This is a genomic window from Sphingobium sp. B1D7B (assembly GCF_025961965.1).
Classification (GTDB): Bacteria; Pseudomonadota; Alphaproteobacteria; order Sphingomonadales; family Sphingomonadaceae; genus Sphingobium.
In genome coordinates this window covers 244,535-260,331 of sequence record NZ_JAOQOR010000001.1, presented here as the reverse complement: position 1 = coordinate 260,331, position 15,797 = coordinate 244,535, and the positions used below count along the sequence as shown (strand labels likewise).

Annotated in this window: 15 protein-coding genes; 3 read left to right on the top strand and 12 right to left on the bottom strand. The window is 65.7% G+C overall.

Annotated elements, in window-relative coordinates; genetic code table 11:
• Window positions 1-16: 16 nt before the first annotated feature.
• The 7 genes from M2336_RS01250 to mbhE all read right to left on the bottom strand — a co-directional run bounded on the left by M2336_RS01250 (window position 17) and on the right by mbhE (window position 6,357).
• Window positions 17-625, bottom strand: coding sequence for an outer membrane protein (locus M2336_RS01250; RefSeq protein WP_264579766.1), 609 nt, complete (start codon window positions 623-625; stop codon window positions 17-19).
• Between the two features lie 188 nt (window positions 626-813).
• On the bottom strand, window positions 814-1,173 hold the full coding sequence (gene mnhG / locus M2336_RS01245) for a monovalent cation/H(+) antiporter subunit G (protein ID WP_264587871.1): 360 nt from the start codon (window positions 1,171-1,173) through the stop codon (window positions 814-816).
• A complete protein-coding gene (locus M2336_RS01240; protein WP_181560637.1) occupies window positions 1,170-1,445 on the bottom strand; it encodes a monovalent cation/H+ antiporter complex subunit F in 276 nt (91 codons plus the stop codon). Before M2336_RS01240 ends, mnhG begins: the two co-directional genes overlap by 4 nt.
• Window positions 1,442-1,777 (bottom strand): Na+/H+ antiporter subunit E, encoded by a 336-nt coding sequence (locus M2336_RS01235; RefSeq protein ID WP_264573622.1) that lies wholly within the window; start codon window positions 1,775-1,777, stop codon window positions 1,442-1,444. The genes M2336_RS01240 and M2336_RS01235 overlap by 4 nt, the downstream gene beginning before the upstream one ends.
• The gene (locus M2336_RS01230) at window positions 1,774-3,258 is read right to left on the bottom strand and encodes a complex I subunit 5 family protein (RefSeq protein ID WP_264573621.1); all 1,485 of its coding nucleotides are present in this window, start codon (window positions 3,256-3,258) and stop codon (window positions 1,774-1,776) included. The genes M2336_RS01235 and M2336_RS01230 overlap by 4 nt, the downstream gene beginning before the upstream one ends.
• Window positions 3,251-3,631 carry a sodium:proton antiporter gene (locus tag M2336_RS01225; protein WP_264573620.1) on the bottom strand — a complete coding sequence of 127 codons (381 nt, stop codon included), beginning with the start codon at window positions 3,629-3,631 and terminating at the stop codon, window positions 3,251-3,253. Before M2336_RS01225 ends, M2336_RS01230 begins: the two co-directional genes overlap by 8 nt.
• Entirely contained in the window at window positions 3,628-6,357 is a 2,730-nt protein-coding gene (gene mbhE / locus M2336_RS01220; RefSeq protein WP_264573619.1) for a hydrogen gas-evolving membrane-bound hydrogenase subunit E, read from the bottom strand. The genes M2336_RS01225 and mbhE overlap by 4 nt, the downstream gene beginning before the upstream one ends.
• A gap of 145 nt (window positions 6,358-6,502) precedes the next feature.
• On the opposite strand from mbhE, the gene bla reads away from it, so the two are divergent.
• Window positions 6,503-7,399 (top strand): class A beta-lactamase, encoded by an 897-nt coding sequence (bla, locus tag M2336_RS01215; protein WP_264573618.1) that lies wholly within the window; start codon window positions 6,503-6,505, stop codon window positions 7,397-7,399.
• Between the two features lie 159 nt (window positions 7,400-7,558).
• Here the strand turns inward: bla and M2336_RS01210 are convergent, their stop codons facing one another.
• Both M2336_RS01210 and M2336_RS01205 read right to left on the bottom strand, forming a co-directional pair.
• The gene (locus M2336_RS01210; protein WP_264573617.1) at window positions 7,559-8,374 is read right to left on the bottom strand and encodes a ferredoxin--NADP reductase; all 816 of its coding nucleotides are present in this window, start codon (window positions 8,372-8,374) and stop codon (window positions 7,559-7,561) included.
• On the bottom strand, window positions 8,367-8,678 hold the full coding sequence (locus tag M2336_RS01205) for a hypothetical protein (protein ID WP_264573616.1): 312 nt from the start codon (window positions 8,676-8,678) through the stop codon (window positions 8,367-8,369). Before M2336_RS01205 ends, M2336_RS01210 begins: the two co-directional genes overlap by 8 nt.
• 556 nt (window positions 8,679-9,234) lie before the next feature.
• Between M2336_RS01205 and M2336_RS01200 the strand changes: the two genes are divergently transcribed.
• Window positions 9,235-10,365 (top strand): aminotransferase class V-fold PLP-dependent enzyme, encoded by a 1,131-nt coding sequence (locus tag M2336_RS01200; RefSeq protein ID WP_264573615.1) that lies wholly within the window; start codon window positions 9,235-9,237, stop codon window positions 10,363-10,365.
• 694 nt (window positions 10,366-11,059) lie between these two features.
• On the opposite strand, the gene M2336_RS01195 is transcribed toward M2336_RS01200, so the two are convergent.
• The 3 genes from M2336_RS01195 to M2336_RS01185 form a co-directional block, all read right to left on the bottom strand.
• Window positions 11,060-11,692, bottom strand: a complete 633-nt coding sequence (locus M2336_RS01195) for a JAB domain-containing protein (RefSeq protein WP_264573614.1) — start codon at window positions 11,690-11,692, stop codon at window positions 11,060-11,062.
• A gap of 96 nt (window positions 11,693-11,788) precedes the next feature.
• On the bottom strand, window positions 11,789-14,326 hold the full coding sequence (locus M2336_RS01190) for an ABC transporter permease (protein WP_264573613.1): 2,538 nt from the start codon (window positions 14,324-14,326) through the stop codon (window positions 11,789-11,791).
• Window positions 14,323-15,024 carry an ABC transporter ATP-binding protein gene (locus M2336_RS01185; RefSeq protein ID WP_264573612.1) on the bottom strand — a complete coding sequence of 234 codons (702 nt, stop codon included), beginning with the start codon at window positions 15,022-15,024 and terminating at the stop codon, window positions 14,323-14,325. Before M2336_RS01185 ends, M2336_RS01190 begins: the two co-directional genes overlap by 4 nt.
• Between M2336_RS01185 and M2336_RS01180 the strand changes: the two genes are divergently transcribed.
• Entirely contained in the window at window positions 15,023-15,784 is a 762-nt protein-coding gene (locus M2336_RS01180; protein ID WP_264573611.1) for an arylesterase, read from the top strand. The two genes, M2336_RS01185 and M2336_RS01180, sit on opposite strands and share 2 nt — an antisense overlap.
• Window positions 15,785-15,797 lie beyond the last annotated feature (13 nt).

The window sequence follows — 15,797 nt, the reverse complement described above, 5'->3', positions numbered from 1 at the left end:
TAGCGAAAACGCTGGATCAGAACTTGCCGACGAGGCCGACCATGACCTGATGGCGCTGCATGCTGATGCCGGTGTCGACATCGTCGAACTTCAGCTTGCCATAGTCGGAGAAGCGGTACTCGCCACGGATGCCGAAGCGGCCGAAGCTGTACTCAACGCCGGCACCGAGACGATAGCCGTCGAGATTGTCGCCGTCGCTGATGGAGTCGACGCCGTCGGTGTAGCTCACCTTGAGGCGGGCGTTGGTGTAGCCGGCCTTCGCGTAGATCAGCGCGTTGGGGGCGAGCTTGGCGCCAGCGCGGACGCCGACGTACAGATCGCGCGCGGCCGACAGGGACAGCTCATCGCCCGTCACGAACTGGTCCGTGACCGATTCCTTGACCTCGGAGTCAGCGGCTTCCACTTCGACGCCAACCACAGCGGAACCGAGATCGGCATTGTAGCCGAGGCTCACGCCATAAGCGAAATCATCGCTGCTTCCATTGTCGACGCCGTCGCTCAGCCGCACCGAGTCATAGCCGCCGAGGACCGCGAGGCTCAGGCCGGAGAAGGTGGGGCCTTCCTGCGCAGCGGCAGGGGTGGCAACGATCACGGCGGCTGCGGAAGCCAGAACAGCAAGTTTCATTGTATTTTCCTTGTTTTAATCTCGCCTTCTGCACGAGGCGGACGGGCCGCTTATGGAGCCCGGTTAACGGGGTCAACCTTCTCGTGGTTGTGATGCATCACTAGCAGCGTCGGATTGTTGCAGATATGCAACATATCTAGCCAAGCGAAACATAAGGATTTTTGTCCGTCCTCGGGGGACGCTGAGGCCTAGCTGTCCCGCGTCAGCTCATCAGCCTTGCCGGGATGGCGCTCCAGTTCCTCACTGAGCGGATCATGCGCCAGCCCTTCCAGTCGTGTGCCGGAAACATAGGCAGCGCGGCCGAGCAACTGCGCGCCGATGGGCAGGGTGATGAGCAGGAACAGGATCGTCAGCCCGCTGGTCCAGTTCAGCTCCGCGATATCGGCAGCCAGCACGACGCCGAGCAGCATCAGCGTTGCGCCCAGCGTGCCGGCCTTGGTGGCGCTGTGCATCCGCTGAAGGGGATCGCGCAGCCGCACGATGCCAATGGCGGCGATGAGCAGAAAGGCGGTACCTGCAATCAGCAGGGCCATGGCGAGGATCATCATTGCCGCCTCCGCTTGCGTTCCAGAAACACGGCGAAGGCTGCCGTGGCGACGAAGTTGATGAGCGAGATGCCGAGCGCAATGTCCAGAAAGGCGCCGCGCCCGGTCGCGAGCGTGGTCAGTGCCGCGAACCCGACGGCGATGGCGGTCAGCATGTCGAGGGCGACAAACCGGTCGGCAAAGCTCGGCCCGGTCACCATGCGCCAGCCGGCCAGCAGGAAGGCCAGTGCCAGCGGCACGGCGAGAACAGTGGTGAGCGTCGCCATATCGATCATCGCTCCAACTCCATGATCCAGCGCTCGTAGATCCGCTTGAACCGCGCGATGGTTGTCTCCGCATCGGCGGTGTTGAGCACATGGACGTAGAGGCTGTGCTGGTCCTCGGAGACATGCAGGCAGGTCGATCCGGGCGTGAGCGACATGAAATAGGCGAACAGGGCTACGGCCCAGGGCCGCTCCAGGTCCGTCTCCACGCGGATGATCGCCGGGGCGGTGCGGATGCGGGGTGACAGGACTATCCTGGCGACGGCCAGGGACGCGACGAGGAGATCCCACAGGAACATCGCGACCAGCGTCAGACCGGCGCGCAGGCGGCGGGCGGGCCTCATAAGCCGCCTCCGCTGACGGCGGCCAGCGCGCGGCTGGAGAGGAGTGAGAGCGTCCACAGGCTTTGTGGCAGTAGGCCGATGGCGATGGTCGCGCCGGAGAGGATCGCCATGGCGATCAACCCCGCCAGCGGCACCTTGCGCACCGGCTTGCCGCGCGGTTCCTTCCAGCAGGCATCGGACCAGAAGATGGACATGGAGACGATGGTCATCAGCCCGCCGATCAGCGCGATAATGCCCAGCCAGGCCATGCCTGCATCAAAGCTTTCGCGAATGACGATGAACTTGGCCCAGAAGCCGGAGAGGGGCGGGATGCCCGCCAGCGACAGCACCGGCACGGCGAGCACCAGCGAAAAGAGCGGGTTCGTCCGCGCCATGCCGCCTGCCCGCGTGAGATCCCAGCTTCCGCTCGCCCGGCGGATCAGGCCTGCGCCGAGGAACAGATTGGCCTGCACGATGATCGAGTGGACCATATAGAACACCGCGCCGGCAATCCCCTCGCGTGTGGCGATCGCCAGTCCGATGGTCATGTAGCCCACCTGCGCGACGATATGGTAGGCGAGGATGCGGCGCATATCGGTGTGCGCCAGCGCACCCGCGCAGCAGATGAGGATGGTCGCCGCTGCGATCCAGCCGAACACCGGCATCATCTGCGCGGCGCCGATGCCGCCCGCGCCGACGCCAAACACCCCGGCGAAAACGAGCAGCAGCGCATAAAAGCCCATCTTGGTGAGCAGGCCGGCGAACACGGCCACGGCGGTGAGTGGCCCGGTATGATAGGAGGCCGGCAACCAGAGGTGGAAGGGAAACAGCCCGGCCTTGAGCGCGAAACCGGCCATCAGCAGCGCGGTCGCAGTGGCGGAGGCGAAGCTGGGCGGGCGGCTGGCGAGCGCAGCGGCGGCCGCGCCGACGTCCAGCGTGCCGGTGATCCCGTAGATCATGCCGACGCCGAGCAGGATGAAGGTCGCCGCGAGCATGGAGAAGCTGGCATAACGGATGGCGCCATCGATCTGCGCCGGGCGGCGGTCCAGCGTCAGGAGGCCCAGCGCGGCGATCAGCGCCAGTTCGAACCAGACGTAGAGGTTGAACAGATCGCGCGTCAGGAACGCGCCATTCACCGCGCCGGTCATCGCCAGCATCAGCGCGTCATAGCCGGCGCGGCGGCGGCGCGGGCCGACGTCGACCAGCGCGTAGATCGCTGCGGCAAAGGCGATGAGCGCCGTGACAACCACCAGCACCAGCCCCGGCATCGTCGCCGAGAAACTGATCGAGATGCCGTGCGGCCAGCCGCCGAACACGGTGAGCGGGACGAGGTTGCCGCCATTGGCCTGCACGAAGAGCAGCAGCGAGACGACCAGCAGCAGGCCGTTCGCGATCAGGCCGATGGCGCGGGTGAGCGCGATGCGCGCGCGCAGGATGAGCACCAGGGCCGCGCCGATGAAGGGCAGGATGACGGGCGCGGGCAGCAGCAGCGCATCAGTCATCGGTCAACTCCCGCTCCTGCGGCGTGCCCAGCGCCTCGGCGGAATCGACGTTGCGCGCATCGATGCTATGGCTGTGGCGCCAGGCGCGCAGCACCAGCACTGCGAGCATCACCGTGAGCGCGAAGCCGATGACGATGGCGGTCAGGATCAACGCCTGCGTGATCGGATCGGCAGCCTCGCCCAGCGTGCGCCGGCCTTCGCCCACGATGGGCGGCTGCCGGCTCTGGATGCGCCCGGCCAGGAAGATCAGGATGTTGACCCCCGTCGCCAGCATCGAGAATCCGAGCAGCATCTTCACCAGATTGCGCGAGAGGATCATGTAGAGCGCGCAGGCGATGATGCCCGCGCCGACGGCGCCATAGAGCAGGGTCATCGCGTCGCCTCCCGCTGGAGGCCGAAGTGGAAGGCCAGCACGGCGCCGAGCACTACCAGGTACACGCCCAGATCGAAGATCAACGTGGTCGAAAGGGCCGGGATGAGGCCACCCGGCTCCCACCAGAGATGGGTGAGGAATGGCTCGCCGGTTATCAGGCCCGGCAGGCCGGCGAGCAGCACGCATAGCATGCCGAGGCCGACGAGGGTGAGGGTGCGCAGGCGCAGCACGCGCTGGGCGTGGTTGACGCCATAAGCCAGCGCGAGCAGCGCAAAGCTGAGGGCCGCGACCAGCCCGCCGACGAACCCGCCGCCCGGCTGGTTGTGACCGCGGAACAGAATCACCAGCGAGGCGAGCAGCAGCAGCAGGCTGATCCAGCGCCCGGCGACCTGCAGGGAGAAGTGGACCGGCTCGGGACCGGGCACTGGCCCCTCGCTTCCCCGGCTGCGCAGCAGCGAGCGCGCCATGACGGCGGCAATGGCAATCACGATGGTTTCGCCCAGCGTATCGATGGCTCGGAAATCCACCAGGATGACGTTGACGACATTATGCCCATGTGCCGCCACGAGGCTCATCTGGCCGAAGAAGTGGCTGGCGGCGGATACATGCTCGCGCGCGGCCATGTCCATCACCGCCAGGAACAGCAGCGCGCTGATGCTGGTTGCGAGTAGGGCATCGCGCTTGCGCATGGCGCGGGTGCGGGTCGCCGGGCTGGCGAGCGGTACGGCCAGCAACAGGGCCGAGAGCAGCACGACGAGCAGCGCTTCCACGGTGAACTGGGTGAGCGCGAGATCCGGCGCGCCGTTCATCAAGAAGGTGATCGCGGCGGCAAAACCCGCAAGGCCGGTGGCGATCATGCCGCTCAGCAATGTGTTGGCGCGAGCAGCGGCAATGGCTCCGCCGAGCCCGATGAGCGCGACCAGCGCCTCGCCCGGCCGGAAATCGCCGGGGAATGGGATGTCAGGCGCGACGCCGCTCTTCGCCACCGACCAGGCGATCAGCAACCCGGCGCCGCCGACCACCGCCAGCAGATAGCGGCGCAGGTCGCCATGCTGGAGCGCGTCCGTCAGCTTGCGGGAGGAGAGGATCAGGTTGCGCAGGCTGATTTCCCACAGCGGCTCGATCTCATAGGTGTTGAACTGCTTGGTCTGCCGCAGCCAGATGTGGATCTTGCGCCAGAAGGCCACGATCAGCGCGCCGATGGAGACCACGACAAAGCTCAGCAGCAGCATCGGCGTGAGGCCGTGCCACACCGTCAGGTCCACCTCCACGGCGCGGCCGTAGACCGAGGCGACCGCCGGGCGGATGGCGACGCGCGTGATCCAGTCCGGCGCGAGGCTCATGAACAGGCCGGCGGCAGAGAGCAGCAGCGGCGGCATCACCAGCGAGAAGGTCTCGCCATGCTGCACCTTGTTCACCTTGCCGCGGCCCATGAAGAACGGCCGCAGCGTCACCACTCCGGCCACGCCGACCATGACGGCGTTGACCATCACGGCGATGGCCAGCGGGATGACTTCCCAACTGCTCTCCAACTGCGCCTGGAACAGGAATTCCTTGGAGATGAAGCCGATGAACGGCGGAATGCCGGCCATGGAAAGGCTGGCACCGAGGCAGGCCAGCGCCGTCAGCGGCAGATGCCGGGCAAGCCCGCCCATGGCGCGCAAACTGTAGAGGCCCGTCGCGTGCAGCACCGATCCTGCGCAGAAGAACAATGCCGCCTTGTAGAGCGCGTGCGCGAACAGGAAGCCGATCATCGCCACCGACGCCGCCGGTCCGTCCAGCCCGACGAGCAGCACGAGAATGCCGAGTGATGCGACCGTGGAATAAGCCAGCGCGGATTTGAAGTTCTCGGCCCGCAGGGCCTGCAACGCGGCGACGAGCATGGTGACGCAGGCCACGGTGATCAGCGCGCCCCGTCCCCAGCTTTCCGCGCCGATCACCGGCTCGAACCGGGCGAGCAGATAGATGCCGAGCTTCACCATCGTCGCCGAGTGCAAATAGGCCGAGGCGGGCGTTGGCGCCTGCATCGCGTTGGGCAGCCAGAAGTGGAACGGGAATTGCGCGGACTTGGTGAAACCCGCGATCAGGATGCACACGACGATGGCCGCGCCCCACGGGCTGTCATGCAATTCGCCAACCCGCGCCACCGCCTGCGCCATGGAGTAGGTGCCGAGCACATGGCCGATCATCGCGACGGCCATCAGCAAGGCGAGACCGCCGAACGCCGTCACCTGCAGCGACATCAGCGCCGCCCGGCGGGCGCGGGCACTGCGTCCCTCAAAGCCGATGAGGAGGAAGGAGAGAATGCTCGTCGCTTCCCAGAAGACGAGGAAGACGAGCAGATTCTCGGCCAGCACCGCCCCCAGCATCGCGCTGAGAAAGAGCAGGATGTAACAGAAGAAACGGGCGCGTTCGGCCGGCGACTTGTTGGTGAGATAGCCGCCGGCATAGATCGTCACCAAGCCGCCCAGCCCGGTGATGAGTAGGCAGAGCAGGAAGGAAAAGCCATCGAGCCGCAGCGTGAAATCAAGGCCGAGCCAAGGTGCCCATTCGGCTGCTTCCCCCTTGACCCAGCCCCGTTCCACGAACTGCGCCATGTTTACGAACGCCGCGAGCAGGCCGAAGGGGAAGAGGGCGATCACCATGCCCGCACCACGCCCAATGACGTAGGCCAGCAGCGGCATCAAGCAGGCGCCGAGGAAGGAAATCAGCAATATCGTCAGCATCTGACAAACCTAATGCACAGTTTTGCCTTGTGATGCAGCACCCAAAGCGCCGCTTTGGCGAGTTTTCTCGCTTCGAATGAAGCGCAGTGCGCGGCCCTGCCAGGAAGGGTTGGCGAAACCGGTTCGTTCCGCTTATCAAAGTCGGATGATCGATCGTCGCGATTTTGCCCTGGCTATGGGTGCGAGTGTTCTGCTGGCCGGCTGTGCCGACAAGCGGGAGGGGATGAATGACCCGGTGGCCCGCCTGCAGGCGATGGAGCGCGCGATCGGCGGCAGGCTGGGCGTGCTCGTTCTCGATACCGGCAGCGGACGCAGCTTTGGCTGGCGCACGGACGAGCGCTTCTGTCACTGCTCGACCTTCAAATTGTCGCTGGGGGCAATGGCCCTGCGCGAGAGCGACGCCGGGCGCCTCGATCTCGCGGAAGAGCTGAGCTTCAGCCAGGCGGACCTCGTCGCCTACGCGCCGGTGGTTGAAGAAAATCTCGCCAAAGGGCGCTTGCCGATCCTCACCTTGGCTGAGGCGATCCAGATCACCAGCGACAATGCCGCCGCCAACATCCTCATGCGCCGGCTCGGCGGCCCCGAGGCGTTGACGCGCTTCTGGCGGGAGATTGGCGACAGCACGAGCCGGCTGGATGGCTATGAGCCGGAGATCAATGTGATCCCGCCCGGCACCGAGCAGAACAGCACCACGCCAGCGGCGATGGCGCAGACTGTGCGCAAGATCGTGCTGGGCGATGTGCTCGGCGCGGCCAGTCGCGATCGGCTGAGGGACTGGATGGTGCAGACCCAGAGCGGGCGCAATCGCATCAGGGCCGGCATTCCCGCCGATTGGCAGGGCATGGACAAGACGGGCACCGGGATGCGCCAGGGCGTCGGCAACAAGACCAACGATCTGGCGGTGTTGGTCCCGCCGGGCGGGCGCAGTCCGTTGATCGTGATCGGCTATGTCGAGACGCCGACCTTCGCCGAAGATGTCCGCCCGCAAGACGAGGCCGCCCTCAAGGCGCTGGGCGCCCTCGCGGTCTCCTGGAGCGCCTGATCGCCATCGGCGAGTGGGCGACCAGGAATTCGTCATTCCCGCGTACGCGGAAATCCAGTTCCACGCCTGCGCCGGGAAGCAACGTCCAAGCTGGATTCCCGCGTGCGCGGGAATGACGGAGGTGAAGCGCCTTCGCGATTAACCCCCTGACCCTAAAACCTAATCCACGAACGCCCGCTCGATCACATAATCCCCCGGCTTGGCATTCGAGCCCTCCTCAAAGCCGAGCGCGTCGAGGCGGGCGGAAAAGTCGCGGATCATCGCCATTGATCCGCACATCATCACCCGGTCCGTTTCCGGGTCCAGGCGCGCGGGGCCGCTCAGGCCGCGGAACAGCGTGCCGTCGTCGATCAGGGCATCGAGCCGCCCCGTGGTGCGGAAAGGCTCGCGCGTCACCGTGGGGCAGTAATGGAATTGCAGCAGGGCCTGATCCTGCACCAGCGGATCGCCGGCGAGTTGGCTTTCCAGATCGGTGCGGCATGCCAGATCGGCGACCGTGCGCACGCTGTGCGCGAGCATGACCTGGCCGAAATACTCATAGACATCCGGATCGCGCACGAGGCTGAGGAAGGGCGCGAGGCCCGTGCCGGTGGAGAGCAGGAACAGGCGGCTGCCGGGCCGCAGGGCGTCCATCACCAGCGTGCCGGTGGGCTTGCGGCCAAGATAGAGACTGTCGCCGGGCTGGATCTTGCACAGGCGCGAGGTGAGCGGGCCATCCTCGACGCGGATCGAGAGAAATTCCAGTTCCTCGGCATAAGCGGGGCTGGCGATGGAATAGGCGCGCAGCAGCGGCCGCCCATTCTCACCCGGCAGGCCGAGCATCACGAACTCGCCGGAGCGGAAGCGGAAGCTCGCCGGCCGCGTGATCGCGAAGCTGAAGAGATGGTCGTTCCAGTGCTTCACCCAGCGAACGGATTCCACGCTGAGTGCGCCGGTCGGCTCGAGCTCGAAGCCGTGATGGGTCATGTCATTCATGGGGGAACCTTACAGTGGCGGGATCGAACATGGGCAGCGCGGGCCAGAGTTCAACCGTCCGTAGCGCCGCGCCGAGCGAATCCAGCGCCATACGCAGCGCTGGCGCCCCCTCGGGCTGCACGACAAGCGCGACCGTCGCGGGCGTTTGATCCGCGTGTGCCCCGTCGGGCAGGCGGATCAGGCTGAGCAGAAGCGCCTCGCCATCGCTGAGCCGGGGGCAATCGACGTCGGCAAAGGACAGCTTCTCGCGCGCGTGACGGTTCAGCACCGCCATCATCATGTGGAAATGCGGGAAGCCGGCCATGAGATCCGCCTTGTGAAAGACGGGGCCGACATCGCCGCACGGGCAGCGCCCGCAAGAGACCGCCTTTGCCCAATGCCGCATGGCCCAGACAAGCAAACGGCCGCCACGATCAAGCGAGGAAAGCGGGCAATCCAGAAACGCATACATGGGCAATCTCTCCCGTGGCAGGCAGGGGCGATGGCAGGCGGCGCTGGCTCCGGCAAGGCAAGCGCGCATATCGCCGGTGGAAGGACGTCCCCGGCCTGCTGCACCTGCAGGCCGGGAACGTCCGCGCCGCGCGAAGAGGGGTTCGCGCGGGTGAGGGCGTTGCGACTGCATCATCTGCTAATGACAATGAATCGCATTAACAGCGTCATGCCGATCCCTGTGGACGTCGTCAAGCGCGATCTGCATCTTTCGCTTCATCCGAGCGCCGAGCGGTGATGCGAAGGATCAACTGGCATCCCGCACCATGCCCCGCTATGCGCGGCCAGCGGCGATTGCGTGGCATCGAGTCAGCGCCGTCGCACGAACGGGCAGCATCAGGATGCGCTGCCTGAAGCAAGGAGAACCATCTATGCCCGCCCTGCGCCCCGATATCGATCCCGATGGCCTGCTCGAATATTCGGTGGTCTTCACGGATCGCTCGCTCAATCACATGAGCCAGGCTTTCCAGGGCGTGATGCGCGATATCCACGCCACCTTGTGCGAAGTCTACAAGGCCGAGCGCGCGGTGGTCGTCCCCGGTGGCGGCACCTATGCGATGGAAGCAGTCGCCCGCCAGTTCGCCACCGACGAAACCGTGATGGTCATCCGCAACGGCTTCTTCTCCTATCGCTGGACGCAGATTTTCGAGGCGGGATCGATCCCCGCGTCGGAATCGGTCATGAAGGCCCGCCGCATCGGCAATGGCGGCGCGGACCAGCCTTTCGCGCCCGCGCCCGTCGACGAGGTCGTCGCGGCCATCCGTGCCGAGCGGCCCGCCGTCGTCTTCGCGCCGCATGTCGAGACCGCCTCGGGCATGATCCTGCCGGACGATTATATTCGCGCCGTCGCGGACGCGGTGCATGAGGTGGGCGGCCTCTTCGTGCTGGACTGCATCGCCTCGGGCTGCATCTGGGTGGACATGGTCGCGACCGGCGTCGACATCCTCATTTCCGCCCCGCAAAAGGGCTGGTCCGCGCCGCCATCGGCTGGGCTGGTGATGATGAATGCCGCCGCGCTGGAGCGCTGCCGTGCCCGCCAGTCCACCAGCTTCGCGATCGATCTCGCCAAGTGGAACAGCATCATGGAAGCCTATCTGAACGGCGGCCATGCCTATCATGCCACCATGCCCACCGATGCGCTGCGCACCTTCCACAAGGCGATGATGGAGACCAAGCAGATCGGCTTCGATACGCTGCGCGCCGCGCAGTGGGAGCAGGGCAATGCCGTGCGGGCGATGCTGGCGGAGCGGGGCGTGCGGTCGGTCGCCGCCGATGGCTTTGCCGCGCCGGGCGTGGTCGTGGTGTTCACGGAGGATGCCGCGATGCAAACCGGCAAGCCTTTCGCCGCACTCGGCCTCCAGGTCGCCGGCGGCGTGCCGCTGATGGTGGACGAAGGCCCGGATTATCGCAGCTTCCGCATCGGCCTCTTCGGCCTCGACAAGCTCAAGGACGTCCCCGCCAGCCTCAAGCGGTTGGAAACGGCGTTCGATCAGCTGTTCTGAGCTGATCCGTCAGCCCTCTCCTGCCAGCAGGAGAGGGTTGGACTGGGCTGGATACTTTGCCGTTCTTCACAGGAGAGCGCGCCAAAAACCGACCGTCGTATACGACAGCAAAGCAGGTGTTCAGCAATCTACCGTCCTAAATTGTGGCATGGCACTTGTGACAACATCAAGACACCCCGCGCCTGTGAAGAATCGATAGTGTTTGGGCGTTCCTTCTGCCGCCCGCCAAGCTTTGGACTGAGCTTCGAAAAAGGGATCGCCCTCTACTCGGTATGCAAAGTGGTGAGGGATTAAACCGGTCCCAAGCTCACTTTCTGTACTCAACGGAAATTCATCCAGCATTCGCACGATTAGCGAAGCGCCTTTCGAAAACCTGACCTCAAATAGCCGATCACCATCTGCTATCTCAAACGTCGCTCGATTCAGCTGCCAATCAAAAGACATCAGATCAGCGTGGTCGGCATGATTCCAAGGCGCGCCGCTTTCGATTGGAAAGTATCGGATCATGATGGGAGACGTAGCGGTTGAAAGCGAGCAACGCCACAACGTCGGTCTCTAGCCAAGCCTTCTCTGACGTTCGCCCTCTGACCACCGAGCATCAAAGCGGACTAACTGCCCCCGAGTAAAGGTTCCGCCACCCTACACGGCCTGAAGCCACGTCAACCCTGCCAGCCATTGCCGCGCCCGCCACGCGCTACAACAGGCCGTGTTCGGCGAAGCTGAAGACGGCCTGACCGGCGATAACCCAGTGGTCTGCCACATGAATGTCCAAGGCCCGCGCCGCTTTGATGATTTGGTCCGTCATGATCCGGTCGGCTTTGCTCGGCTCGGCGATGCCGGAAGGATGGTTGTGCGCAAGGATGAGGTTTGTTGCCCCAAGAGTGATGGCGGTCGCTACGATTTCCCGCACATAGACTGGGGTGCTGTCATATCCTCCTGACCAATGCGTACGGCTGTCGAGCACATGTCTGAGCCGACTTAGATAGACGACATGGAAATGCTCGACGCGGCAATGCCCGATTTCCGCGGCAAGGTGACGTTTCATCTTGTCAGCATCGAGCGGCTGTCTGGCCTTCAGCGCTTCCGATGCCAGCACACTGAGATGAAGACTTCGAAAATCCTTGATCGCGCGTATCTGGGCCTCCGAAGCGCCCCGCAATTTGAGGACGTCCGGTGGAGCGTGGACCAGCTCAGCCAGCGAGGCGAATTGCCCGGAAAGCTGCTTTGCGATCGCCCATGGCCTGGGCAAGCCATAGAGCGCAAAAAGACCTGTCAAAAGGCTCAAGGAATGCTTCATCGGCCGTTTGATGATCCGTGAAATGGTCATGCTTCTGAGATGCATTAACCATAAGAGGGACCCTAGGCGCCTGTAAAGCGGACTTATGTCTACAAGTGCACATAAGCTGTGGACAAATTTCTACCCTTACAATTCCCGCAGGGCCCGCGAGGGCCGCAGCGACATCAGTGGGATCGATCCCGCCAGCCCGATGCCCAGCGTGATGATCGCGCCGCCCGCCAATGTCGCCAGCACCACGCCCCAGTCCGGCGCCCAGCCAAACTCGAACACCTGTACGATGACATACCAGGCCGCGCCCATGCCGAGCGCCAGCGAAACCAGCGCCAGCGTGGCGGCGAGCAGCGCATATTCCATGGCCTGCGTGCCGAGGATCTGCCATCGCGTCGCGCCCAGCGTCTTGAGGATCACGCTGTCATAGCTGCGCGCCTGCCTTGAGGCAGCGATGGCGCCGATCAGCACCGCGACGCCCGCGAAGATGGCGATGGAGGCCGCCGCCACGATGGCGCCGGACATCTGCTCCAGCAGCCCGCTGATCTGCTCCACCACTTCGGCCACCGCGATCACCGAGACGCCCGGGAAGGCGGCGAGCAGCGCGCGCGTCACGCCCGCGCCTTGCGCTTCGTCCATGGTGATGGTGGCGGTGAGACTGTGCGGCGCACTTGCCAGCGCGCTGGGCGAGAAGACCATGACGTAATTGAACCCCATGCTGTCCCAATTCACCTTGCGCAGCGAGGCGATTTTGGCTTCGATTTCGCGACCGAGCACGCTCACCGTCATGCTGTCGCCGATCTTGAGGTTGAGGGTCTTCGCTGCCTCTTCGTCCAGCGAGATGAGCGGCGGACCGGCATAATCGGGCGTCCACCACTGGCCCGCGACCAGATCGCTTCCCTCCGGCAGCGTCGCGCTATAGGTCACGCCGCGCTCGCCGCGCAGGAACCAGGCGCCTTCGGGCAGCGTCTCCATGTCGGCGACGCGCTGCCCGGCATAAGCGACGATGCGCCCGCGCAGCGCCGGGACGACGTTCAGCTCCGCCGCCGGCGCCTCTTGCGCCACGATCTGCCGGAAGCGCGCTTCCTGATCGGACGGAATATCGAGCACGAACTGGTTGGGCGCCTTCTTGGGCACCGTCCGGTCGATCTCGGCGGTGAGGCTGGTCTGCACGCCGGCCAGCGTGACGAACAGCGTGAGCGCCAGCCCCAGCGCGATCACCAGCGCGGACGTCTGCGCGCCGGGGCGATAGAGATTGGCGATGGCGAGGCGCCAGAGCGGCCGACGCGGGCGCGGCACGCGCCGGGCAATCGCGCTGATCCCCCAGCCGAGCAGCAGCAGCACGCCCAGCACCGCCGCCGTCGCCCCCAGCACCGCAGCAGAAAACAACGGCTCGCGCGCCGTGCCGAGCGCTATCGCCAGCACCGCCAGCACGCCCAGCACCACGCCCGCCACGCTGCGCCGGTCCAGCCGGCTGCGCGGCTCGACATGCGCGCGCAGGATCGCGGCGACCGGCAGCGTTCGCGCCCGGTCGAGCGGCGGAAGGGTGAAGATATAGGCGATCAGCAGGCCATAAGCCGCGCTCGTGATGAGCGGCAGCGGATGGATGCGGAAGCCCGGCTGCACCGGCAGAACATCGCCCAGCACGGCGATCAGCGCCGGCGGCAGCAGCGCGCCCGCGATCAACCCGCAGGCAATGGCGATCGCCGCGACCGTGCCGATCTGCATCAGATAGATCCGCTCGATATCCGCCGAGGTTGCCCCCAGCACCTTGAAGGTTGCGATGCCGCCACGCTTGATCGCGAGATAGGAGGAGACGCCATTGCTCACCCCGATGCCCGCGGTCACCAGCGCGGTGAGGCCGATGAGGCTCAGGAACTGCCCCATGCGCTCAATGAAGCGACTGGTGCCCGGCGCCGCATTCTCCCGGTCGCGGAACGACCAGCCTGCCTCGGCCTGCTCGTCCTCCAGCCGCTTGCGCAGCGCCTCGACATCGGTGCCCGGCGCCACGCGGACGCGATATTTGCTCTCATAGAGGCTGCCCGGCTGGATCAGCCCCGTGCGTCGTAGCCCCTCGAGCGAGACGATGGCGACCGGCCCCAGCGTAAAGCCTTCGCCCACCCGGTCCGGCTCCTCGGCGATGATGCCGGCGATGGTGAAGGTCGCGGTGCCATAGCGCAGCGCATTGCCGGGCTTGATCTGCAGCCGCTCCGCCAGCGCCTCGCCGATCAGGATGCGGTCGGCGGGCAGCGAGGCATAGCTCCCCGCGCGGAGCAGCAGCTTGCCATAGAGCGGATAGGCGCCATCGACGCCCTTGAGTTCGGTCAGCACTGCCGCGGGGCCATCGGTATCGCCGGCCCCCACTGCATTCGCCATCGCCCGCAGCCGGATCGTCTCGCTCATCGTGCCCAGCGCGCGCAGCGTCTGCTTCTCGGCCTCGCTCGCCTCGCGCTGGCTCATCCGCGCCTCGATATCGCCGCCCAGGATCGTCTGCCCCCGTGCGGAAATCTCGCTGGTGATGGAGGTCGTCAGGCTGCCGATCGCCGCCAGCGTCGCCACGCCCAGGAACAGGCAGACGAACAGCAGCCGCAGTCCGCGCAGGCCCGCGTTTAGATCGCGCCGGGCAATGGACCAGCTCGCCCGCAGGCCCAAAGTCCTCGTGCGCGCCGCCCTCATGCGGCCGCGCCCTCCACGATCAGCCCGTCGCGCATTTCCACGATGCGGTCGCAGCGCTGGGCCAGATCGGGATCATGGGTGATGATGATCAGCGTCGCCCCGCTCGCCTGCTGGCGGGTGAACAGCAGGTCGATGATCGCCGCGCCGGTGTGCCCGTCCAGATTGCCGGTCGGCTCGTCGGCAAAGATGATCTGCGGCCCCGGCGCCACTGCGCGTGCAATCGCCACGCGCTGCTGCTCCCCGCCGGAAAGCTGCGCGGGATAATGGTCGATGCGATGGCCAAGGCCCACCGCCGTCAGCTCCGCGCGCGCCCGGGCAAAGGCATCCTCAAGCCCCGCCAGCTCCAGCGGCACCGCGACATTTTCCACCGCTGTCATCGTCGGCAGCAGGTGGAATGCCTGCAGCACGATGCCGATCTGGCCGCGCCGCGCGCGCGCCAGCCCGTCCTCATCCAGCGTGCTGAAATCCGTGCCCGCCACGCTCACGCTGCCGCTGCTCGCCTGCTCCAGACCAGAGAGCACCGCCATCAGCGAGGACTTGCCCGATCCCGATGCGCCGAGGATCGCAATGCTCTCCCCGCGCATTATGTCCAGGTCCACGCCCTTGAGGATGTCCACCTTCGCCTCGCCCGTGCCGAGCGAGAGGGTGACATTGCGGGCGCGGATCGCGATATGGGAGGCATCGATGGGTGCATGCATGCGGAAAGGGCCTCGCGTGGCAAAGACGTTTACTCGTTATGGTGTCTCATTGCTGCTTGTCCAAGCACTGCTCGCCTGTTCTTCACAAAGTCCCGACACTCAGGGGGATGCCAGTGCCGGCAATAACGCCGCCGCAGCCCTCTCCAATACGGCAAATGCCGCTAACGCCAGCAGCGCCCCGGTCGCGGACCGCAAGCTGGTCGTGGTCTTCGGGGACAGCCTCTACGCTGGTTACAATCTTGGGCCACGCGAGGGCTTTGCCCCCGTGCTGGAGCGCGCGCTGGAGGGGCAGGGCGTGCCCGCGCAGGTGGTCAATGCCGGCGTCTCGGGCGATACCACCGCAGCCGGCCGCCAGCGCCTCGCCTTCACGCTCGACGGGCTGGAGCGCAAGCCGGACCTCGTGATCGTCGGCCTCGGCGGCAACGACATGCTGCGCGGCCTGGAGCCCAAGGAAACCCGCGCCAATCTCGATGCGATCCTCGCCGACCTGCAAAAGCGCGGCATCCCCACCATGCTCACCGGGATGGTCTCCGCCCCCAATATGGGCGCCGACTACGCCAAGGCCTTCGATCCGATCTTCACCGATCTCGCGAAGAAATACGACGCGCCGCTCTACCCCTTCTTCCTCGATGGCGTGATCGGCAACCGCACCCTCATGCTCCCCGACGGCATTCATCCCAATCCGCAGGGCGTGGAGACGATTGTTGGGCGGGTTGGGCCACTGGTGGCGGGGGTGTTGAAGGGGGAGGGGAAGGAGTAGCGCGCCGCACTAA

Bases quoted from the DNA above. Each gene is read 5' to 3' on its own strand.
- M2336_RS01195 (WP_264573614.1), bottom strand. From the start codon at position 11,692: ATGACCATTTCACGGATCATCAAACGGCCGATGAAGCATTCCTTGAGC.
- M2336_RS01210 (WP_264573617.1), bottom strand. From the start codon at position 8,374: ATGAATGACATGACCCATCACGGCTTCGAGCTCGAGCCGACCGGCGCA.
- mbhE (WP_264573619.1), bottom strand. From the start codon at position 6,357: ATGCTGACGATATTGCTGATTTCCTTCCTCGGCGCCTGCTTGATGCCG.
- M2336_RS01240 (WP_181560637.1), bottom strand. From the start codon at position 1,445: ATGATCGATATGGCGACGCTCACCACTGTTCTCGCCGTGCCGCTGGCA.
- mnhG (WP_264587871.1), bottom strand. From the start codon at position 1,173: ATGATGATCCTCGCCATGGCCCTGCTGATTGCAGGTACCGCCTTTCTG.
- M2336_RS01190 (WP_264573613.1), bottom strand. From the start codon at position 14,326: ATGAGGGCGGCGCGCACGAGGACTTTGGGCCTGCGGGCGAGCTGGTCC.
- M2336_RS01235 (WP_264573622.1), bottom strand. From the start codon at position 1,777: ATGAGGCCCGCCCGCCGCCTGCGCGCCGGTCTGACGCTGGTCGCGATG.
- M2336_RS01230 (WP_264573621.1), bottom strand. From the start codon at position 3,258: ATGACTGATGCGCTGCTGCTGCCCGCGCCCGTCATCCTGCCCTTCATC.
- bla (WP_264573618.1), top strand. From the start codon at position 6,503: ATGATCGATCGTCGCGATTTTGCCCTGGCTATGGGTGCGAGTGTTCTG.
- M2336_RS01200 (WP_264573615.1), top strand. From the start codon at position 9,235: ATGCCCGCCCTGCGCCCCGATATCGATCCCGATGGCCTGCTCGAATAT.
- M2336_RS01185 (WP_264573612.1), bottom strand. From the start codon at position 15,024: ATGCATGCACCCATCGATGCCTCCCATATCGCGATCCGCGCCCGCAAT.
- M2336_RS01225 (WP_264573620.1), bottom strand. From the start codon at position 3,631: ATGACCCTGCTCTATGGCGCCGTCGGCGCGGGCATCATCGCCTGCGCG.
- M2336_RS01205 (WP_264573616.1), bottom strand. From the start codon at position 8,678: ATGGCCGGCTTCCCGCATTTCCACATGATGATGGCGGTGCTGAACCGT.
- M2336_RS01180 (WP_264573611.1), top strand. From the start codon at position 15,023: ATGCGGAAAGGGCCTCGCGTGGCAAAGACGTTTACTCGTTATGGTGTC.
- M2336_RS01250 (WP_264579766.1), bottom strand. From the start codon at position 625: ATGAAACTTGCTGTTCTGGCTTCCGCAGCCGCCGTGATCGTTGCCACC.